This window comes from Mesorhizobium sp. M7D.F.Ca.US.004.01.2.1 (genome assembly GCF_003997785.1).
Lineage (GTDB): Bacteria > Pseudomonadota > Alphaproteobacteria > Rhizobiales > Rhizobiaceae > Mesorhizobium > Mesorhizobium loti.
On sequence record NZ_RZRQ01000011.1, the window covers coordinates 23,238 to 44,109 of the forward strand.

Below are 20,872 nucleotides of genomic sequence, written 5' to 3' on the forward strand. Positions count from 1 at the left end.
CTGGTCCGCCCGAACGGCGCAGAGCTTAAACGGCATTCGGCGCCAAAAAGCGCGCGGCGGGATTGCGCCTTAAATCGCCTTGTTGTACGAACGTTCAACAAGGCGATTTAACGAGTGCCTGCCGTGGTACGGACCGAGTTCCCCTTTGCCGTCGAAACCGTCGATCCGCTCTGGATCACGCTGGCCGACGGCACGCGCATCGCCGCCACTTTGTGGCGCCCGCGCACCAATACCAAGGTGCCTGTCGTCGTCGAGATGGTGCCCTATCGCCGGCGCGACGGCACCGTGGCCCGCGACATCGATATCCACCCCTGGCTTGCCGGCCACGGCATCGCCTGCGCCCGCATCGATATCAGGGGCTCGGGCGATTCCGACGGCGATCTGGCCGATGAATATCTGCCGCGCGAGCAGGAGGACGCCTGCGAGATCATCGCCCATCTCGCCGCACAACCCTGGTGCAACGGCAATGTCGGCATGACCGGCATTTCCTGGGGCGGCTTCAACGCGCTGCAGGTGGCGGCGCGCCGGCCGCCGGCTCTGAAAGCCATCATCACCAACTGCGCCACCGACGACCGCTACGCCGACGACATCCACTATATGGGCGGCGCGCTGCTGACCGAGCAGGAGATGTGGTCGAACTTCATGCTGGTAAAGAAGGCGATGGCGCCCGACCCGCAGATCGTCGGCGACGCTTGGCGCGCCATGTGGGCCGACCGCCTTGCGGCGACAAGCTCACTGTCGGAAATCTGGCTGGCGCATCAGCGCCGCGACGACTACTGGCGGCAGGGCTCGGTCTGCGAAGACCACGCGGCGATCGAATGCGCGGTCATGGCCGTCTGCGGCTGGGAGGACAGCTACTCCAACTTCGTGCCGCGCCTGCTCGAACATCTGCCGGGGCCGAAGCTCGGCATCGTTGGCCCCTGGTCGCATGCCTATCCCTGTCGCGGTGCGCCTGGGCCGCTGATCGGCTATCTGCAGGAGGCGATGCGCTGGTGGCGCCATTGGCTCTGCGGCGAAGACACCGGCATCATGAACGAGCCACTCTATCGCGTCTGGATCACCGGCGAAGAACGGCCACAACCTTTTTATCTCCCCGATCATGCCGGCAGTTGGGCCGCCGAGGACCAGTGGCCGTCGCCGCGCATCGAACGCCGCGCTTTGCATCTGAACGCCACTGGGCTTGGCAGCGAACCCGCACCGGGTGCCGTGCTTTCCGTGCGCTCGCCGGCCACCGCCGGGCGAGACTGCGGCCGCTGGGGCGGTTATGGCGGCTCCTGCCCGGATATGCCCATCGACCAGCGTCGTGAGGACGGGCTGGCGTTGTGCTTCGACACGCCCCCGCTCGACAGCGACCTGACCTTGCTCGGCGCGCCGGAACTCGATCTGCTCGTCATTGTCGACCAGCCGCATGTCAACCTCGCCGCCCGGCTGTGCGATGTCTATCCCGACGGCACCTCGGCGCTGATGACCTATGGCGTGCTCAACCTCAGCCACAGAGACAGCCACGAGCATCCAGAGCCGTGTCCAGTCGGAACACCGTTCCGCGTGCGGCTGAAGCTCAATGATTTCGCTCGCACGGTGCCCAAGGGCCACCGCATCCGGCTGGCGCTGGCCAACCAGCATTGGCCGATCCTGTGGCCGCAGCCGAAACTGTCGACGCTGTCGATGGCGAGCGGCGACAGCACGGTGATGCTGCCGGTGCGGCCGCCGTCGGCTCGCGACCGCGACGTGCGCTTTGAACCCGCCGAAACGGCGCCGCCGGTCCCGACCACGACGTTTGACGACGGCTTCGACCGTCGCATCGTCACCGACGATGTCGGCTCGGGCGTGCAGACCATCGCGCTGAGTTCCGACCATGGACGCCGGCGCTATGACGATCGCGCTACCACCGTATTCTCGGCCAACAGCGATACGATGAGCATCCGTGCCGACGATCCGCTGTCGGCCAAGCTCGTCACCGAATACTGCTGGGCGATTGCCAGCGGCGATGCCGACATCGAAGCCATGGCAGTCACCGAACTGACATCGGACGAAACCCATTTCAACCTGAGCTGGCGGCTCGAGGCCCGAGAACAGGGCACGCTCGTCCACAGCGCCTCGGCGACGCGGCGCATCAGGCGCGATTTCGCCTGACAGGAGCGGAGAGGAGACCATGCTTGCATATGCAGTGAAGCGCATCGGTCTCGGCCTCCTGATCCTCGTGCTTGTCATGATCGCCATGTATGCGGCCGTTTTCCTGGTTCCGGGCGATCCTGCAACCGTGGCGCTTGGTCCACGCGCCACGCCGGAATTGAAGCGGCTGCTGATCGAGCGCATGGGCCTCGACCAGCCGGTCTGGTGGCAGATCGTCGAATTCTTCCGCAACGCGCTGACCGGCAATCTCGGCTACGATGTCTGGTCGAACCGGCCCGTCTCCACCCTGGTGCTGGAAGCGTTGCCGAACACGCTGATCCTCGGGCTGACCGCGCTCACCGTCGCGCTTCTCATCGGCGTTCCGCTCGGCTGCCTGTCCGTGATGCGGCGCGGCACAACAGCCGATGCCATCATCGGCGTGCTGTCGGTCGGCGTCATCGCCGTGCCGTCCTTCGTCGTCGCCATCTATTCGCTGCTGCTCTTTGCCGTGACGCTGCGCTGGCTGCCGGCCATCGGTGCCGGCGAGGCCGGTGACTTCGTCAGCCAGGCCAAGGCGCTGATCATGCCGGCGGCAGCCATAGCGCTCGGCTGGATCGGCTACATCGCCCGCATGGTGCGCGCCTCGATGATGGAGGTGATGGGCGAACCGCACATCCGCACCGCGCGCTCGTTTGGTTTGCCTGAATGGAAGATCGTCTCCAAATACGCGCTGCGCATCGCCATCATCCCGACCATCTCGCTGGTCGCCGTCGGCCTCGGCAGCATCCTGTCCAGCGCCGTCTTCGTCGAGGCGGTGTTCGCTCGACCCGGCATCGGCAAGCTCATCACCGACGCCGTCAACACCCGCAACTATCCGGTCGTCATGGGCACGGTGCTGATCATGACCGCCATCTACGTCTCCATCACCATCGCCGCCGATCTGTTGATTGCGCGGCTCGACCCGAGGGTGCGCGATGTCTTCCGTGGCTGACGCCTCGCTCTCCCTTCCGGACCGACAAAGGCTGCCGCCGCTGCGGGCGCTGCTTGCCGATCCGTTCACTTGCGTGGCGCTGATCCTGGTCACCGGCTTCCTCATCACCGCAATCTTCGCGCCATGGCTGGCGCCCTATTCGCCGATCAAGATCGATGTGCTGCACAAGCTGCAGCCGCCATCGCTCGCGCACTGGTTCGGAACCGATCATCTCGGCCGGGATCTCCTGTCGCGCGTCATTTTTGGCGCGCGCACGGCGCTGACCATCGCCATGGTCTCGGTGGCCATCGCCGGCGCCATCGGCCTGCTGCTCGGCCTGATCGCCGGCTACGGGCCGCGCTGGCTCGACGCCATCCTGGTGCTGAGCTTCGACAGCTTGAACTCGCTCCCGATGATCATGTTCGCGCTCGCCATCATCACCGTGCTCGGCGCCGGCACCGGCACGCTGATCATCGTCATCGCCGCGACCTCGTTCCCGAGCTATGCCAGGCTGATCCGGGCGCAGACGCTGGCGCTGAAGAACAGCGACTATATCCTCGCCGAGCGCCTGCTCGACGCCAGTGCAACGCGCATCATCTTCATCCACCTCCTGCCCAATGTCGTCGGCCCGCTGATCATCCTTCTGTCGATGGACATTCCGGTCGTCATCATGGTCGAGGCCGGCCTTAGCTTCCTCGGCCTTGGTGTGCGGCCGCCGACACCGTCCTGGGGCTCGATCCTCTATGATGGCTACACCTCGATCCGCTCGGCACCGTTCATGGTCATCTTCGGCGGGCTGCCGCTGGTGCTCGCAACGCTCGGCTTCACTTTCCTCGGCGAGGGCCTGCGCGACTATCTCGACCCGCGCCTGCAATTGCGGAGGCCGGCATGACCGGCTCGCTTTCCGCCATCGATCTCAGCGTCCGCTATGAGACGCCGCATGGCGCAGTGCATGCCTTGCGTCATGTCGACATCGAAGCGCATCCCGGCGAGGTGATCGGCATTGTCGGTGAGAGCGGCTGCGGCAAGTCCACGCTGGTCACCGCATTGGCCAACCTGTTGCCGGCCAATGCCCGCATCGACGGATCGATCAGCTACAACGGCGTCGACCTGGCAAAGCTCGACGCGCACCATCAGCGCCTGCTGCGTGGTGACGAGATCGCGCTGGTCAGCCAGGATCCGATGACCGCCTTCAACCCGGTGCTGACCATCGGCGACCAGCTCGTCGACTTCCAGCACCACCGCAAGGATCTCGGCCGTGCGCAGAAGCGGGCGCGCATCGCCGCCATGCTCGGCCGCGTCGGCATTGCGGATGCCGAACGGCGGATGAACAGCTATCCGCACGAACTGTCCGGCGGCATGCGCCAGCGCGTGGCGATTGCCGCCTCCCTGTTGACCGATCCCGGCCTGCTCATCGCCGACGAGCCGACGACGGCGCTCGACGTGACCATGGAGGCGCAGATCATCCATCTGCTGCGCGAACTCCGGCGCGACTACAACGGCATCATCATTGTTGTCTCGCACCATCTCGGCGTCATCGCCGAGCTCTGCGACCGCGTCTATGTCATGTATGCCGGCGAGGTGGTGGAGGGCGGCGAGGTCGACGCCATCTTCCACGATGCGCGGCATCCCTATACGCAAGCGCTGCTCGCCTGCGATCCTGCCCGCTTCCACGAGCGACTGGACAGGCTGCCGACCATTCCCGGCTCGCTTCCCAATCTGACCCAACCGCCAATGGGATGCGTCTACGCGCCGCGCTGCGATCGTGCGTTCGCGCCATGCGGTTCGGTCGCGCCGCCACTCGTGAAACTGTCCGCCTCGCATGTCGCGCGCTGCCATGCGGTGACGCCATGAGCCCGCTGCTCGCCATCAATGATCTGTCGGTGACCTTCGCACGTAAGAGTTTGCTCAGCCGCCTGATCAATCCGTTCCCCTTGCCGAGCTTCAATGTCATCGACGGCGTGACGCTGTCGCTGATGCCGGGCGAGACGCTTGGGCTGGTCGGCGAGTCCGGTTCCGGCAAGACGACGCTTGCCCGCACCATTCTTGGCCTTGTGCGCGCCGCTGCCGGCCGCATCACCTTCGAGGGCAGGGACGTGGCGACGCCGGCCGATTTCCGCGCCATGCGAAGGCGCTCGGCGATGATGTTCCAGGACCCTGTTGCCTCGCTCAGCCCGCGCCTGCGCATCGGCACACTGCTGACCGAGCCGCAGATCATTCAAGGCGTGCCGATGCCGGATCGCCGCGCCGCGGCAAAAGCGCTGCTGGCGCTGGTCGGCCTGCCGGCCTCCTTCGTCGACCGCTTTCCACATGAGCTGTCGGGCGGGCAGGCGCGCCGCATCGGCGTCGCCCGCGCGCTGGCAATGAAGCCGCATCTGCTGCTCGCCGACGAGCCGACCGCCGGCCTCGATGTCTCCGTGCAGGGCGACGTGCTCAACCTGATCGGCGAGCTGAAACGCGAGCTTGGTTTCGCCGCCATGATCGTCACCCACAATCTGGCAATGATCCGCCATGTCAGCGATCGGCTGGCCATCATGTATCTCGGCCGGCTGGTCGAGACGGGACCGACGCAGGATGTGTTTTCGGCGCCGCTCAATCCCTACACGGCGACGCTGATCCGGTCCGAGCCGATACCCGACCCACGCCGGCGCAGCCAGAACCCCGCCGTCACTGGCGAGATCCCAAGTGTATTCCGGCGGCCATCTGGCTGCGAATTCCACACACGCTGCCCGATCGCGCGCGATCGCTGCAAGACCGAGGCACCGGCCTATCGACCGATGGGCACCGATCGGATGGTGCGCTGCCATTTCCCGCTGGTGACAGGCGGGCAAGAACGGGAAGCCTTCTCACGCGCTTCCGCAAACCACAGGGGAAACTGACATGACACAATGGAACATGGACAGACGTGCATTCCTGAAAGCGGCGGGCGCGCTGGGTGTCGGCCTGACGATGAAGCCGGGCTTCGCCTGGTCGGCCGCCGGCGACACTTTGCGCATCCGCATGGAGGGCGATCTGCAATGCCTCGATCCTGCCTTCATGAATGGCGGCATCGAGGATGTCATGATGCGAGGTATCTATGTCTCGCTGAACCGTTTCGACGATATCAGGAAAGGCTCGCCCTGGTCGTTGTGGGGCGCCGAAAAGCTCGAACAGAAAGATCCGAGGACCATCGCCTTCACCTTGATCGACGGGCTGAAATGGTCTGGTGGATTTGGCGCGGTCACCGCCGATGACGTGAAGTTCTCGTTCGAGCGCATCGCCGACAAGGCCCTGTCGTCGCCCTGGGCCTATCAGTTCGAAAAACTCGACCGCGTCGAGGTCGTCGATGCACGCAACGGCATCATCCACCTGAAAGAGCCCTACCAGCCGATCTTCGTCACCAGCCTGCCTTACTATGGCGGACACATCATCAGCCGCGCCGGCACCGAGAAGGCGGGTGGCAAGTTCACCACCGAGCCGCCGGCGACATGCGGTCCCTACCTCTTCTCCGACTGGCAGCAGAAGCAGAAGGTGACGCTGACCGCCAACCCTGACTGGCCTGGGCCGAAGCCGGATTTCGGCAAGGTCGAGATCTATGTCGTCGCCGACGATCAGGCCGCACAGCTGGCCTATGAGGCCGACGCCTTCGACTACACCAAGATCGCCATTTCGGCGACCAAGGCGGTCAAGGCCAGCCTACCCGCCGACACGAGCCTGATCGAGGCGCAGTCGACCCGTTATGTCTGGCTGACCATCAACATGCTGAGCCCACGCCTCAAGGACCTAAAAGTCCGCCAGGCCGTGCAATATGGCGTCGATGTCGAGCAGATCCTGACCGGCGTCTATGACGATCTCACCAAGCGTTCCACCGGTGTCGTCCAGCCCGGCACCAAGTTCGCGCGCGCCAGCAATCTGATCGCCGCACCCGACTACGAGAAGTCCGCAGCACTTCTGACTGAAGCCGGCGTCAGCGACCTGTCGCTGACCTTGACGGTGATGAACGATTCCATCCGCACCGCGACGGCGCAGATCATCCAGGCCAGTCTCGAACAGGCCGGCATCAAGGTCGAGATCCAGCCCTATGACGAGGCGGCCTTCTGGGGTGTCGGCGACAAGACGCAGGGCGAGGGCTACAAGAACATCGATCTGGCGCTGATGGATTTTGCCGGTGGCATCGACCCTTCCGAAAACCTGGTCTGGTTCCGCCCCGACCAGATCGGCGCCTACAATTGGTCGGGCTTCGACAGCGCGGAGTTCGAAACCAGCTATCAGCAGTTGGTGGCGGAAAGCGATGAGCCCAAGCGCATCGCATTGTCCAACCGCATGGAGGACCTGATGGAGCAGTCTGGCGGTTTCATCTTCATCTGCCACCAGCCGCTGGTCGTTATCCACAAGACCAGTTTCGAGCCGGTTATTTATCCGGACGGCCACCCCAATCCGGTGCTGTTCAAGAAGAAGGCATGATCGCTTCCGTGGACAGCAAAGATGTGATCGTTTAGCTGGGGGCATGACGGAAGCAGGACCAGCACCCGAAAGACGCAAGCGCGGCGCCAAGAAATCGCCACCGCGCTTCAGCCGCGAGCAGGCGGATGTCCGCCGTTCCATGCTGGTCGAGGCGGCGACGCGATGCCTGTCGGTCGGCGGCATCGGCGCCTTCACCATCGATCGCATCTGCAAGGAGGCCGGCGTTTCGCGCGGCCTCATCAACCATCACTTCGAAAGCCTCGATGGCTTGCTGGTCGAGGTCTACAAATCCTCGCTTTATGCCAGCGTCAACAACCAGATCGCCGAAGCCAAGCGCCGCCGCGCCGAGACATCAGATTGGTCGCCGCAGGCCGCACTTGCCGCCCTGGTGCATTCGAATTTTTCGCCCGATTATTTCAGCCGTGACAATCTCTTGATCTGGCTATCGCTGTGGGGCGAGATCGCCGTCAACCCACGCCTCAAGGCGGCGCATCGCGAACTCTATGACGCTTACCGGGCGGAACTCGCCGAGGACATCGCCGCGGTCGCCGTGCCGCGTGGCAGGGATGTCGACGCTCCGACGCTGGCGCGCAATTTCATCGCCCTGGTCGACGGGCTCTGGCTCGAATGGTGCCTCGACGAAAGCGTGGTGACGCCGCAGGCCGCCGAAGCCGCCGGCTTCGAGATGCTGGAAGCTCAGGTCGGGCCTTTGCGGGATGCCTAGTTCAGCGGCGAACCGCCCTCGCGCTTGCGGCGCTCCATATAGTCGCGCAGCGCCTCATCGATGCCGGGATCGATCGGCGGCTGCTCATATTCGGCGACCATCCGCTTCCAGACTACATTGGCCCGTTCGCGCGCGGTGATCTGGCCGCGCTCCATCCAGGTGTCGTAGTTGTCCCAGTTGGAGACCAGCGGCGAATAAAACGCGCGTTCGTAGCGCTGCATCGTGTGCGCGGCGCCGAAGAAGTGCCCGGCCGGCCCGACCTCGCGCACGGCTTCCAGCGCCAGCGTGTCGATATCGACCACCGGCGGGTCGAAATAGGCGCACATCATCTGCAGCATCTCGGCGTCGATGATCAGTTTCTCGAACGATGCCGTCAGCCCGCCGCCGAGCCAGCCGGCGGCGTGCAGCACCAGATTGGCACCGCCCATCAGGCAGCCCCACAGCGACATGGCGCTTTCATAGGCCGCCTGCGCATCGACCGAATTGGCGGCGGTGACATTGCTGGAGCGGAACGGTACGCCGATCAGCCGGCAGAGCTGGCCGGTGATCTGCGCGGCCTGCGTGTATTCCGGCGTACCGAAGGCCGGCGCACCGGTCTTCATGTCGACATTGGAGGTGAAGCCGCCATACATCACCGGTACGCCGGGGCGCACGATCTGCGTCAGCACGATGCCGGCCAGCGCCTCGGCATGCTGCTGCGACAGCGCTCCGGCGAGCGTCACCGGGCTCATCGCACCGGCCAGTGTGAACGGCGTGATGACATTGACCTGGCCATGTTCGGCCAGCGCGATCAGGCCTTCCGCCATCGGCTCGTCGAGCTGCAGCGGCGAGTTGGTGTTGATGATGCCGGTAAAGACAGGCATCTCCTGCGCAAGATTCTCGCGCGTCGTGCCCAGTGAAATCGCCACCATCTCCAGCGCGTCGATGGCGCGCCCACGGCCGAGCGCCTGCGGTTGCCAGTTCTTGTCGAGCAGCGTGATCTCGGCATAGTAGAGGTCGAGATGGCGCGTGTTCTGGTGCAGGTCGAGCGGCTCGAACGGCCCGCCGCCTTCCTGGTGCAGCACGTTGAACGACTGGATCAGCTTGAGATAATCGCACATCTCGGCATAGGTGCCGGGACGGCGGCCGCGATCATTGTCCATGACATAGGCGGGTCCACCGACCGACGACAGGATGCAGTGTTTCCCGCCGACCTTGACGTTCTTCGCCGGATTGCGGGCACGCAACTCGAACGACGATGGCGCCATGGCGACGCGCTCCATGACCATGGCGCGGTCGAAACGCACCCGCATCTCGCCGTCGTCGACATCGCAGCCGGCCGAGCGGTAGAATTGCCGCGCCTGCGGCTGCAGCACCCGCATGCCGATCTCTTCGAGGATGGTGAGGCCCATTTCGTGGATCGTCTGCACCTGATCGGCCGACAGGATCTCGATCGGTGCATAGGGCCGCGTCAGCTGCTTCCACGGCCGCTGCTCGATGCCGCCGATCTCGCGCTGCGGGCGGCCGGGCCTGCGACGTGCCGTGATGCGCTCCATGGTTTTCTTGAACTCCCTGTTTGTCGCAATTCCGGACGGAAAACCGCTTCACACTTCTCCTGGAATTGCTCTATTCTGCAGCTGTGCGCATGTCGAAATCCGCCACCGCATCGACGATCGGCGTGTCGCGGCGGTAGGGTTGCCAGCGGATTTTTGCACCGATCTCCTGAGCGAGCTTATGGCCGCTGTGCACCGCGTGCGCGATGGCGCCCGGCGCCAGCGTGTCGCCGATACGATCGACACTGCGGATGCCGGCAGCGGCAAGCGCCTCCGCTCGTTGCGTCAGAGACTCGAACAGCTCGCCGCGCGGCAGCCTCAGTCCGACGATCAGCACCGAGCGGCAGGCCATTCGGCTTTCCTCGCCGGTGAACAGATGCGCTAGCGTCGCCGTCTCGCCGTCGAAGGATTTCAGGAGATGCAGTGTCGTCACCGACACCTTGCGCCGCGCCAGCGCGCGATGCACCAACGGCAGCTCGTTGGTCATGATCGTCCAGGCGGACGCCTGACCTGCGGGGGTCACGTAGCTGACCGGGATGCCTTGTGCCGCCAGATGTTCGGTCAGCACGCCGCCCATATAGTAGTTGTCGAAATCGAAGACGAGCGTCGGTCCCTGCGGAAGCCGGCCGGCGGCGATATCATCCGGGGTGAGCACATCAGGATGATCGAGCCTGCCGACCGGAATCTCCAGCGAGGAGTAGAGCATGTTGCTCCAGCGCGCGCCGGTCGCCAGCACCACGCGATCCGGCGCCAGGTCGATGATCTCGCCCGCGCCCAAAACACTCTCGGGATAGAGCGAGACGTTGCCCATCTCGCTGAGACGCCCAAGCCGGTAATCGACGACGCGATTCCAGGCTGAAAGGCCGGGCAGCGTCTTCTCGAAGGTCAGCCGCCCGCCGAAGGTGCGGTTGCCGTCGGCGAGCATCACCTCATGGCCGCGACGGCCGAGCGTCAGCGCGCATTCGAGCCCAGCCGGTCCGCCGCCGACAATCAGGATCCGCTCAGGCGCATCAGTGCGCTCGACACGTTCGGGGTGCCAGCCGCGCCGCCACTCTTCGCCGGCGGTCGGGTTCTGGGTGCAGCGTACCGGCACGCCGTCATGCCAGCTCGAAATGCAGATGTTGCAGCCAATGCATTCGCGGATCTCGGCCTCGCGGCCCTCGCGGATCTTGTTGGGCAGGAAGGGATCGGCGATCGAAGGCCGCGCGCCGCCGATGAAGTCGAGCACACCGCGTTTGATCTGCGAGACCATGGTGTCGGGCGAGGTGAAGCGGCCGACGCCGACCACCGGCTTTTTCGTCAGCGATTTGACGAAATCGATCACCGGCTCATGGCTGCCTTCGCCGGTGAAGCGCGACGCTGAACAGTCGGTCGGGCTGGAATCCATCTTGACGTCGAACAGGTCCGGCAGCTCCGCCAGCAGTTCGATCAGCTCGTGCGCTTCCGAGGGCTGGTTGCGGCCGGGCCTGCCGCGCAGTTCCTCGAGGCTGACGCGCAAGGCGACGCCGCAATCCTTGCCGACGGCATCCTTGGTGACCTCGATCATCTCGCGCACGAAGCGCACCCGGTTCTCGATCGATCCGCCGTACTCGTCGACGCGATGATTGTATTCCGGCAGCAGGAATTCGTAGCCGAGATAGCCCATGCCGGCATAGACGTAGACCACGTCGAAGCCGGCAGTGCGCGCCTTGCGCGCCGCCTCGGCCTGACACCTCAAGACCTCGCGTATATCGGCCTTGTCCATGGTCTTCGGCCGCAAATTGCCCATGAAGCCGACATGGGTGGCCATCCACGGAATTCCCGACGGCGACAGCGGCGGCAGGCGGCTCGTCCTGTTCATCACCGAGGCGCCGCCGTGCCACAGTTCCACGCCGGCCAGCGCGCCATGGCGGTGCACGGCCTCCGTCATCAGCGCATGGGCGCGGATGTCGTTGTCGTCCCACATCGTGGCGAAGGGCAGCGGCGCGTCGTCCGAACTGGGGTCGATCGAACAGGCGCCGGTGCAGATCACGCCCCATCCGCCCTCGGCCTTGGCTTCGCGAAAGGCGGCGCGCACCCGTGGCAAGGCGTTGGTCATGCCGCTGGCGTGCGGCACTTGATAGAAGCGGTTCGGCGCGGTGACAGGCCCGATCCGCATCGGCTCGAACAGGATTTCGTAGCGAGGATTGCAGGTCATCAGAGCTTCGCGAATATGCTTGTTGAACGATCGTACAACAAGCATATTCGCACGACTGACGGAACGCAATGGACCTGTCACCGGCCGCAACGAAAAAGCCCACCCCGATAGTATCGGAGTGGGCTTCAGCCGGGAGGCTCGGGTCGAGCGCGATACGTGCTCGACCCCTTCAGTTTGCCGTCAGATGACGAAGAACCAGTTGGCGAGCAGCATTACCACCACGCCGGCGACCAGCGTCAGATAGGGCAGCATGCCCGCCTTCTTGACTGCCAGATCGGACGAACTCATGCCGAGGTCGGCCAGCATATGGTCGGGGAACTTGCCCTTGTCCTGGATGTAGTGGCGGAAGCAGAACACCGGGATGATCAGCGCGGCCGTGATCAGGCCGGCCCACAGCGCCATCGGGTTCCAGACCTTGGCGCCGGCGCCCATGAAGATGGCGTTGACATAGGCGAAGATGGCACCGACGCCGAGCAGCCAGCTCGGCGCCTTCCATGGCCGGGCGATATGGCCGTTGTCCATGCGGTGGATCCAGCCGGCGTTGAGGTTGAGGAAGTTGAAGATGATGTAGCCGCAGTTCGACACGGCGAGGATGAAGAAGAAGCTCGTCGCGTCGGCCGAGGCGATGGCCAGCACGATCAGGTTGAAGACCAGATCGGTCCACATCGCTCGCGTCGGTGCGCCATGTTCGTTGACATGGCTGAGATAGCGCGGCAGCCAGCCATCGACCGAGCCCTGGTAGAGCGTGCGCGAGGAGCCCGCCATGGCGGTCATGATGCACAGCACCAAGGCCAGGATCATCAGCATCACCAGCAGGCTGTGGATCAGTGCGCCGCCGCCGACCATGCCGGCCAAGGCATCGGCGACGCCGGAGCCGTCGACGATCGGCGTCGCCAGCATGCCGTTCAGGCCAAGCACGCCCTGGAAGGTGAAGGGCACCAGGATAAACAGCAGCATGCACAGAAGGCCCGAATAGAAGATGGCCTTGAACGTGTCGGTGCCGGGGTTCTTGAACTCGGACGTGTAGCAGACGGCGGTCTCGAAGCCGTAGGTCGACCAGGCGGCGATGAACATGCCGCCAAGCACCAGTGTCCAGCCGGCGATGTTCCAGGCGCCGGGTTCAGGCGCATAGGCGGCCGCCAGCGGCACCAGTGGCGAGAAATTCGCCCAGTTGATCTGGCCGGTGATGATCGGCACGACGCCGACGATCAGCATCGGGATGATGACCAGCAGGCCGATATATTTCTGCACATTGGCGGTGCCGAGGATGCCGCGATGCTGGATGGCGAAGATGATCAGCATCAGCACCGCGCCGATGAAGAAGGTCGCGTTGAACGTGAACGAGACCGGTCCCAGCGTGTGGCTGTAAAGCGTCCAGTTGCGAATCCCTGGCGTTGCGGCTGCAGTCACCGCCGTGATGGCGTCGGCGGCACTGGTTCCGGCATGCGCGGCGATATAGGCGACGACATCCGGCGAGGCATCGGTGAACAGCGGCACCGGCGCCAGCGCGTTGAGGATGTAGGCGGCGGCGATCGAGCAGCCGAGCGACAGCACCGGCGACCAGGCAAACCAGTTGCACCAGACCGACAGCGGCGCGATGAACTTGGAATAGCGCAGCCAGGCGGTGGCGCCGTAAATCGAGGCGCCGCCCGACTTGTTCGGGAACAGGCCGGCGATCTCGGCGTAGGTGAAGGATTGCAGGAAGCCCATGATCATGGAGAAGATCCAGATCGCGAAGGCCAGCGTGCCGGTCGTGCCGGCAATGCCGCCGATCGAAAACAGGACGAGGGCCGGAACGCCGCTCGCCACCCAGAAGGCGCCGCGCCAGTCGATATTCCGGTGCAGCTTGCTTTCCGCAGGCTGATCCAGGGCAGTCGCTATTGTGCTCATGTGTCTTTGTTCCCCATTTTGATGTTCCCCGTTCGTGACGGCCGCGACTTCGCGAGGCTTCATCATCGACGCATGCTTTGGGCTGCTGCCCGTGTTTCCACTCAGTCGTATTTTTTTCTTAACAGTGAAGATTGATCCGGCGCGCTTTCAGGTCAAGCGTTTTGTGGCGCCATGCACATCACGCTTGTGAGCGCACAGACTCAAACGCCCGGTGACATCGCCAGCCGGTCGGCTTGTCAGCTGCGAAAGCGGCTTTCAGGAGCGCGGTTTGGCCTTCTGCGGATCGTAATGCGCAAAGGCAACGACGCGCGCCGGCAGCCGCTTGGCATGGCCGTCGAGCTTGCCGATCTCGACCTCGGTGCCAATGGCCGAATGGGTGACGTCGAGCCTCGCCAGCGCGATGTTCTTGTTGAGCACCGGCGAGCGCATGCCTGATGTGACCACGCCGATCTGGGCGCGGCCGACATGCACGCAGTCGCCATGGCCGACGGCGACATTGGCATCGATGTCGAGGCCGACCAGCTTCGTCTGCGGGTGCTCCTTGCGGCGGATCAGCGCTTCGCGGCCGATGAAATCGTCGGTCTTGCTCTTCAGCGGCACGGTGAAGCCGATACCCGCCTCGAACGGATCGGTCTGGTCGGAAAATTCGTAGCCGGCGAAGATCAGCCCGGCCTCGATGCGGACCATGTCGAGCGCCTGCAGCCCCATCGGCTTCAGCCCATGCGGCTGGCCGGCCTCCCAGATGGCGTCGAATACCTTTTCGGCGTCGCGCGGATGGCACCAGATCTCGTAGCCGAGTTCGCCGGTGTAGCCGGTGCGCGAGACGACCACCGGAATGCCGTTGCCGCCACCGATGCGGGCGACGGCAAAACGGAACCATTCGAGTTCATCGATCGACGGCTGTAGCGGCGAGGTCCAGATCACTTCCCTGAGGATGTCGCGGCTCTTCGGGCCCTGCACGGCGACATTGTGCATCTGGTCTGTGGACGATCGCACCAGAACGTTGAGGCCAAGCTTCGCCGCCGTCTCGCGCAGCCATTCGCCGGACAGGTCGTCACCGCCGACCCAGCGGAAATTATCCTTGCCGAGCCGCAGCAGCGTGCCGTCGTCGATCATGCCGCCGTGCTCGTAGCACATGGCCGAATAGACCACCTGGCCGATGCCAAGCTTCTTGACGTCGCGGGTCAGCGTGTACTGCAGCAGCGCCTCGGAATCCGGGCCGGTGACCTCGAATTTGCGCAGCGGCGACAGGTCCATGATCACCGCGTCCTGGCGGCAGGCCCAGTATTCGGCGATCGGCCCGTCCTTGGCGAAGGAATTGGCGAGCCAGTAGCCCCGGTACTCGGCGAAGTTGCGGGTGTGCTTGGCAAAGCTCGAATGAAATGAAGTCTCGCGGGTCATTTTCGGTTCCGAATCAGGCGTCATGCGTCTGGCGATCGCTCGCGAGAATTTGTGCTGGCCGGAATAGGTTCGCACATGGATGTCGGTCGGGTTCCAGCCATTGGCCGGCGTCGTGTCGTCGGGGCAGGCGGAGGAAACGCAGACGATGTCGGTCAGCGCGCGCAACAGGACATAGTCGCCCGGCCGTGACCATGGCTCGTCGGACACCATGACGCCATGCGCGTCGATCGCGGTGTTGAAGAAGAAGTTGATCGCCATCCAGCCTGCGCGGGGCGTGACGCCCTTGTCGGCCAGCGCGCGATTGAAGTTCTCCGAGCAGTTGGTGTGGCCGGGATAGCCGATGTCGTCGTAATATTTTGCGGCGCAAGCGAGCGCGAATGCGTCGTGCCGTCCGCATGTGTCCTGCACCACCTCGACCAGCGGCTCCATGTCCTGGTCGTAATATTTCGAATGCAGGCCTGGCATCGGGTAGCTCGCACCCATCAGCGTGCGCGTCGTCGTCACGTCGAGCGGATGGTCAAGGCCCCTGTCCAGCTTGCGCGCCGAAAAGCACTGGAAATCGGTGCACTGGCGGCCGTCGACATCGATGATCTGCAGATAGTCGCCGGCCTTGACGAAATAGGATTCCGCCGTCGCCGAATGGACGCGCAGGTCGAGCACCGGATCGGCAAGCGGATCGGCCAGCTGCGATTTCGCCGCCGGACGGATCGTGGTGCGGCGAACGATGACGGTGAGGGGCGTTGCCGTGTCGTGACCATCGACCAGCATCGGCCCGCCGGGAGCGGCAATCAGCATCGCGCCGTCGCGTATGACGGTGAAACTCTGTTCGGTGCCGGCCGGCGTCGTGCCGCCGAAGACGCGTACCGCCTTGGCATGGTCAAGCTGCACCTGCCAGCGCGCGAGCCCGCGACGCAGGGCTGCGAGACTGTCGTCGCCCTCGGCGAGCAGCGCCTTGATGCCGGCGGCATTGCTGTTCGATGTTTCGCCAAAAATGCCGGGATCGGTCGCGCCTGTCTTGTCCCAGGCCAGAAGTTCGCAGGCCTGGCCACCCTCGACATTGCGCACGGTGATCGTGTCGCCGGCCTCGATATCGATGAGCACCGCGCCGTTGCCCTGGATCGTATAACGCTCCATGCCGGGCGGCAGCGCGATTTGGCCGGGCCTCAGGATGAGGCTGGGCTTGGGCGGTCCGGCTGCAATTGCGGGGTAGGGCGACTGGCTCATCTCAGCCTTGCGGTTCGAGAAACAAGTTTGCCTGTGTGTAAAATTACTTTAGCAGCAAGAATAGCAGTGCGCGTGCGTTTGGCAAGGTGAAGCGCACTTCTTCCCTTCTCCCCTTGCGGGAGAAGGTGGATCGGCGCGCAGCGCCGAGACGGTTGAGGGGTGCTGGCCGGAGCACCGTCCTTGCCAAGCTGGAGCACCCCTCATCCGACCTCGCTTCGCGAGGCCACCTTCTCCCACAAGGGGAGAAGGGAAGGGCGCGCACAAACGCTACGCCAAGTTCTCGCTGTGGCTGATGTCCACACCAAACTCTGCGGCCGAGTCCAGCATCGTGTGCCACAGGCTCTCGGCAAAGGTCGCGAACACCAGGAGATTGAACACGGCCAATCCATCTCGATCATTCCCACGCCACAGCGTGACACTGGTGTGATCCATCGACGTTGCCGCCGCCGTGCCGACCCGGAATGTCGTGGGATGCAAATCGATCGACGACAGTTTGGCCAACAAGGCACGCGCCTTGGTTCCGGAAATGCTGATCAGGGCGCGTGCATGCGACTGATCGGACAGCGAGGCAGATCCGGACAATGCCGGCGCCAACGTCTGCATCGCGTGCTTGTCGCCTTTCGACAAGACGAAGAACTGATCCGGTCCCGACCAGATCAGCGTGGCATCCGGAGTCATCGCCTTCGGCGCATCCGGAGCAGCAACGCCAAAGCGAACCTTCGCAGCCTTGGCCATGTCAGCCGCTTTGCCGCGCCGCGCCATGACTTGGATCAGGTCGAAATTGCGAATCTCGGTCAGCGAAACGCCGGCCTCGATACCGCGTGCACCATGCGCGCCTGTGACCAGTGCCTTTTCAAGGGGACTGCGGGAAGCCCAGGAAAACTCAACCACGCTGGCGCCCTCCATCCGGATCGTAGAAGACGGGATTGCAGAGTTCGACGTCATAGTCTTCGCCGCGCAACGGATCATGCGCATGGACGATCTCGCCGATGCGTTCGCGGCCGTGTTCGACCAGCGCCAACCCGATCCACTGATCCAATGTCGGCGAGAAGCAGACCGAAGTGACATAGCCCTGGTCATTGCCTGGGCCGGGTGTCTGCCCCTTCGGAATGATGTGCGCGCCGGAGCGCAGGCGGCGCGCCTTGTCGACCGGCTTGATGCCGACAACGACCTGGCGATTCGGCGCGACCAGCGCCTCGCGGCCGGCCATGACGCGGCCGATATAATCCTTCTTGGTCGACATCATCTTACCCAGACCGAGATCGGCCGCCGTCGTCGTGCCGCTCAGTTCCGGTCCGGCGATGTGCCCCTTTTCGACGCGCATGACGCCGAGCGCCTCGGTGCCGTAAGGCGTCACGCCAAATGGCGCGCCGGCCAGCATCAGATTGCGTGCCATGGCATCGCCAAAGCGCGCCGGCACCGAAATCTCGAACGCCATTTCACCGGAGAACGAGATGCGGAACAGCCGCGCCTTGAGGCCACCACGCAACGTCACCTCGCGCGCGCCCATGAACGGAAAGCCTTCGTTCGACAGGTCTTCCGCCGGGTCGAGAATTTCCCTCAGCAGGTCTCGCGTTTTCGGGCCGGCAATCGAGAATTGCGCCCACTGGTCGGAGACGGATGTGAGCTGCACATCGAGTTCGGGAAACAGCACCTGCCGGCAGAATTCGAGATGCTGCATCACCAGTCCGGCCTTAGCCGTTGTGGTGGTCAGGAAGTAATGGTCCTCGGCCAGCCGCGACGTGGTGCCGTCGTCATAGACGATGCCGTCCTCTCGCAGCATCAACCCGTAGCGCGCTTTGCCAACAGCGAGGCTGGAGAAGGTGTTGATGTAGACGCGGTCGAGGAAGGCGCCGGCATCAGGCCCATGCACGTCGATCTTGCCGAGTGTCGAGACATCGCAGAAGCCTACGCCGCCGCGCACCGCCTTGACCTCGCGGGTCACCGAGTCCAGCCAGTCTTTCTCGCCGGTGCGCGGATACCATTGCGCCCGTTTCCACAGGCCGGTGTCGACGAAGATTGCGCCTTGTTCCACGGCCCAGTGGTGCGACGGCGTCAGCCGCGTCGCATGGAAAGTCTCGTCGCGATGGTGGCCGGCGAAGGCGCCGATGGCGACTGGCACGTAAGGAGGCCGGTAGATCGTCGTGCCGGTCTCGGGAATGGACCGGCCGCTCACCGCGGCCATGATGGCGAGGCCGGCGACATTCGAGGTCTTGCCCTGGTCGGTCGCCATGCCGAGCGTCGTGTAGCGCTTCAGGTGCTCGACCGATTCAAAGCCCTCGCGCTGCGCCAGCTCGATGTCGGATGCCGTCACGTCATGCTGGTAGTCGACGAAAGCTTTGCCCTTGCCGGCAACATGCCAGAGCGGCGTCAGCGAAAAGGCCTCGTCATCGGCCACAGGCGCGTTACCGACTGTGCCGCTATGTCCCGTGTCACGCGCCGCTGCCCCGCCGGCGGCAAATCCCTGGCTCAGGCAGCCGCCGAGGCCGAAATCGCCATTGGCGGCGCCTGCGGCAACCATGCCTGGAGGCGCGCCATCGGGCACGAAGGCGGAGATGTCGCCGCGCCATTTTGGTCGGCCACGATGATACGAAGTCAGCCCGACCGCCGGGTTCCAGCCGCCGGAAACGGCGAGCCCGTCGGCTTCGACTTCGGCGCGCGCGCCGCCGGTGAGCGACACCGCGATTTTTCTGACACCGTCCTTGCCGCCATCGACACCGCTGACGGAACCGTGCAGCACCGGAAAGCCGCCCTTGGAGGCCAGCGAACGATGCGCCGGCGATACGTCAGGCCGCGCGTCGATGACCGCGGCAATCTGCAGTCCGGCACTGAGCGCCGTCTCGACCGTGCGCCAGCCATCCTCATTGTTGGTGAACAGCGCGAGGCGTTTGGCCGGTGTCGCCGCATAGCGCGCGACATAGGTTCGCATCGCCGAGGCCATCATCACGCCGGGCGTGTCGTTGCCGGCAAAGACGATCGGCCGTTCGATGGCGCCGGCCGCAACGACGCAGCGCTTCGCCACGATCCGCCACAGCCGCTGGCGCACCTGGTGCTCGGGCGGCGAGGGCAAATGGTCGTTGACCCGCTCGATCGCGCCATAGGTACCGCCGTCATAGACACCGAACAGCGTCGTGCGGGTCATGATGCGGACGTCGGGCATGTCAGCCAGTTCAGCCAGCATCCGCGACAGCCATTCGGCTGCCGGCACACCATCGATCGTGCCGCCATCCGACAGCAGGCGGCCACCGAGCGTGAAATCTTCCTCGCACAGGATGACGCGGGCGCCTGCGCGGCCGGCGGCAAGCGCGGCCGCCAGCCCGGCCGGGCCTGAACCGGCGATCAGCACATCGCAATGCGCCCATGCCTTGTCGTAATGATCGGGATCGGCGATGCCGGCGGCGCGGCCAAGGCCGGCGGCACGGCGGATCGCCGGCTCGTAGATCGCTTCCCAGAATTTCGCCGGCCACATGAAGGTCTTGTAGTAGAAGCCGGCGACGAAGATCGGCGCGAACAACTGGTTGACTGACATCACGTCATGGCGCAGCGACGGCCAACGGTTCTGGCTGGCGGCCTCGAGCCCTTCATAGAGCTCCGCCGTCGTCGCCTTGGTGTTCGGTTCGCGCCTTGCGCCGCTGCGCAACTCGACCAGCGCGTTGGGTTCTTCCGAACCAGCGGTCAGAATGCCGCGCGGGCGATGGTATTTGAACGAGCGGCCGACCAGCTTGACGCCGTTGGCGATCAGCGCCGAGGCGAGCGTGTCGCCCTGGAAGCCGGAGAAAGCCTTGCCGTCGAAACGGAAGTTCAGCGGTGCCGAACGGTCGACAAGGCCGCCATTGCCGAGCCGGTGTGTCTGCGCGCCGGCCATCACGCGCCAACCTTCGCGGCGCCGGCGCCCGCCGCCGGTTCGATTGAAGAAATCTCATGCGTCAGCGTGTTGCGGGTGATCTTCAGCCAGGCCCGGCAGCCGCCGCCATGATACCAGTATTCGCTGGTCTCGCCGGCGACATTGTCGCGCAGATAGACATAGTCGAAGACCTCGTCTTCCGAGGCGCCGGCCACCGGCCGTACCGGCTTGGCGTCGCCGAGATAGGTGAACTCGCCGAGTTCGCGTTCGCCGCAGAAGGGACAGACAATGCGCATGCTGTTCTAGACCGCCTTCAATGCAGGTTCGGTTGGGCGCCCTGGCCCTTTTCGTCGATCATCGCACCGCGCCGGAACCGGTCGAGGCGGAACCGTGCGGCCTCTTCGTGCGATTCATCGCGCGCCAGAAGGTGGGCAAAGACAAAGCCGGAGCCCGGTGTCGCCTTGAAGCCGCCATAGCACCAGCCGGCGTTGAGATAGAGCCCGTCGACCGGCGTCTTGTCGATGATCGGCGAGCCGTCCATCGACATGTCCATGAT

Annotated in this window: 14 protein-coding genes and 1 pseudogene; 7 read left to right on the forward strand and 8 right to left on the reverse strand. The window is 64.5% G+C overall.

Annotated elements, in window-relative coordinates:
- The first annotated feature begins 123 nt into the window (after positions 1–123).
- Genes EN993_RS04045 through EN993_RS04075 form a run of 7 tightly spaced genes read left to right on the forward strand, consistent with a single transcriptional unit; the run spans position 124 to position 8,249 of the window.
- Positions 124–2,133 carry a CocE/NonD family hydrolase gene (locus tag EN993_RS04045; RefSeq protein ID WP_127262451.1) on the forward strand — a complete coding sequence of 670 codons (2,010 nt, stop codon included), beginning with the start codon at positions 124–126 and terminating at the stop codon, positions 2,131–2,133.
- 19 nt (positions 2,134–2,152) lie between these two features.
- Complete coding sequence (locus tag EN993_RS04050) at positions 2,153–3,103, forward strand: ABC transporter permease (protein ID WP_109661951.1); 951 nt, start codon at positions 2,153–2,155, stop codon at positions 3,101–3,103.
- Complete coding sequence (locus EN993_RS04055; protein ID WP_127262452.1) at positions 3,087–3,974, forward strand: ABC transporter permease; 888 nt, start codon at positions 3,087–3,089, stop codon at positions 3,972–3,974. The genes EN993_RS04050 and EN993_RS04055 overlap by 17 nt, the downstream gene beginning before the upstream one ends.
- Positions 3,971–4,936, forward strand: coding sequence for an ABC transporter ATP-binding protein (locus EN993_RS04060; protein ID WP_109661953.1), 966 nt, complete (start codon positions 3,971–3,973; stop codon positions 4,934–4,936). Before EN993_RS04055 ends, EN993_RS04060 begins: the two co-directional genes overlap by 4 nt.
- A complete protein-coding gene (locus tag EN993_RS04065; RefSeq protein ID WP_127262453.1) occupies positions 4,933–5,961 on the forward strand; it encodes an ABC transporter ATP-binding protein in 1,029 nt (342 codons plus the stop codon). Before EN993_RS04060 ends, EN993_RS04065 begins: the two co-directional genes overlap by 4 nt.
- Position 5,962: 1 nt before the next feature.
- Positions 5,963–7,525 (forward strand): ABC transporter substrate-binding protein, encoded by a 1,563-nt coding sequence (locus EN993_RS04070; RefSeq protein WP_127262454.1) that lies wholly within the window; start codon positions 5,963–5,965, stop codon positions 7,523–7,525.
- Positions 7,526–7,568: 43 nt separating this feature from the next.
- The gene (locus EN993_RS04075) at positions 7,569–8,249 is read left to right on the forward strand and encodes a TetR family transcriptional regulator C-terminal domain-containing protein (RefSeq protein ID WP_127262455.1); all 681 of its coding nucleotides are present in this window, start codon (positions 7,569–7,571) and stop codon (positions 8,247–8,249) included.
- Here EN993_RS04075 and EN993_RS04080 read toward each other — a convergent pair.
- The 8 genes and pseudogenes from EN993_RS04080 to EN993_RS04115 all read right to left on the reverse strand — a co-directional run.
- Positions 8,246–9,784 carry a trimethylamine methyltransferase family protein gene (locus EN993_RS04080; RefSeq protein ID WP_109661961.1) on the reverse strand — a complete coding sequence of 513 codons (1,539 nt, stop codon included), beginning with the start codon at positions 9,782–9,784 and terminating at the stop codon, positions 8,246–8,248. The genes EN993_RS04075 and EN993_RS04080 overlap by 4 nt on opposite strands.
- Positions 9,785–9,854: 70 nt before the next feature.
- Positions 9,855–11,957, reverse strand: a complete 2,103-nt coding sequence (locus EN993_RS04085; RefSeq protein ID WP_127262456.1) for an FAD-dependent oxidoreductase — start codon at positions 11,955–11,957, stop codon at positions 9,855–9,857.
- Between the two features lie 180 nt (positions 11,958–12,137).
- Entirely contained in the window at positions 12,138–13,847 is a 1,710-nt protein-coding gene (locus EN993_RS04090; protein ID WP_127262457.1) for an APC family permease, read from the reverse strand.
- A 255-nt stretch (positions 13,848–14,102) separates the two neighbouring features.
- Positions 14,103–16,472, reverse strand: a complete 2,370-nt coding sequence (locus EN993_RS04095; protein WP_127262458.1) for an aminomethyltransferase family protein — start codon at positions 16,470–16,472, stop codon at positions 14,103–14,105.
- Between the two features lie 267 nt (positions 16,473–16,739).
- A complete protein-coding gene (locus EN993_RS04100) occupies positions 16,740–17,363 on the reverse strand; it encodes a sarcosine oxidase subunit gamma family protein (protein ID WP_127262459.1) in 624 nt (207 codons plus the stop codon).
- Positions 17,356–20,337, reverse strand: coding sequence for a sarcosine oxidase subunit alpha (locus tag EN993_RS04105; protein ID WP_127262460.1), 2,982 nt, complete (start codon positions 20,335–20,337; stop codon positions 17,356–17,358). Before EN993_RS04105 ends, EN993_RS04100 begins: the two co-directional genes overlap by 8 nt.
- Entirely contained in the window at positions 20,337–20,612 is a 276-nt protein-coding gene (locus EN993_RS04110) for a sarcosine oxidase subunit delta (RefSeq protein WP_127262461.1), read from the reverse strand. Before EN993_RS04110 ends, EN993_RS04105 begins: the two co-directional genes overlap by 1 nt.
- Positions 20,613–20,629: 17 nt before the next feature.
- Positions 20,630–20,872, reverse strand: a pseudogene (locus EN993_RS04115) (sarcosine oxidase subunit beta); the annotation flags it as partial.

Coding starts and splice junctions, on each gene's coding strand:
- EN993_RS04075 (WP_127262455.1), top strand. CDS start 7,569: ATGACGGAAGCAGGACCAGCACCCGAAAGACGCAAGCGCGGCGCCAAG.
- EN993_RS04080 (WP_109661961.1), bottom strand. CDS start 9,784: ATGGAGCGCATCACGGCACGTCGCAGGCCCGGCCGCCCGCAGCGCGAG.
- EN993_RS04060 (WP_109661953.1), top strand. CDS start 3,971: ATGACCGGCTCGCTTTCCGCCATCGATCTCAGCGTCCGCTATGAGACG.
- EN993_RS04055 (WP_127262452.1), top strand. CDS start 3,087: ATGTCTTCCGTGGCTGACGCCTCGCTCTCCCTTCCGGACCGACAAAGG.
- EN993_RS04110 (WP_127262461.1), bottom strand. CDS start 20,612: ATGCGCATTGTCTGTCCCTTCTGCGGCGAACGCGAACTCGGCGAGTTC.
- EN993_RS04050 (WP_109661951.1), top strand. CDS start 2,153: ATGCTTGCATATGCAGTGAAGCGCATCGGTCTCGGCCTCCTGATCCTC.
- EN993_RS04105 (WP_127262460.1), bottom strand. CDS start 20,337: ATGGCCGGCGCGCAGACACACCGGCTCGGCAATGGCGGCCTTGTCGAC.
- EN993_RS04065 (WP_127262453.1), top strand. CDS start 4,933: ATGAGCCCGCTGCTCGCCATCAATGATCTGTCGGTGACCTTCGCACGT.
- EN993_RS04095 (WP_127262458.1), bottom strand. CDS start 16,472: ATGAGCCAGTCGCCCTACCCCGCAATTGCAGCCGGACCGCCCAAGCCC.
- EN993_RS04085 (WP_127262456.1), bottom strand. CDS start 11,957: ATGACCTGCAATCCTCGCTACGAAATCCTGTTCGAGCCGATGCGGATC.
- EN993_RS04090 (WP_127262457.1), bottom strand. CDS start 13,847: ATGAGCACAATAGCGACTGCCCTGGATCAGCCTGCGGAAAGCAAGCTG.
- EN993_RS04070 (WP_127262454.1), top strand. CDS start 5,963: ATGACACAATGGAACATGGACAGACGTGCATTCCTGAAAGCGGCGGGC.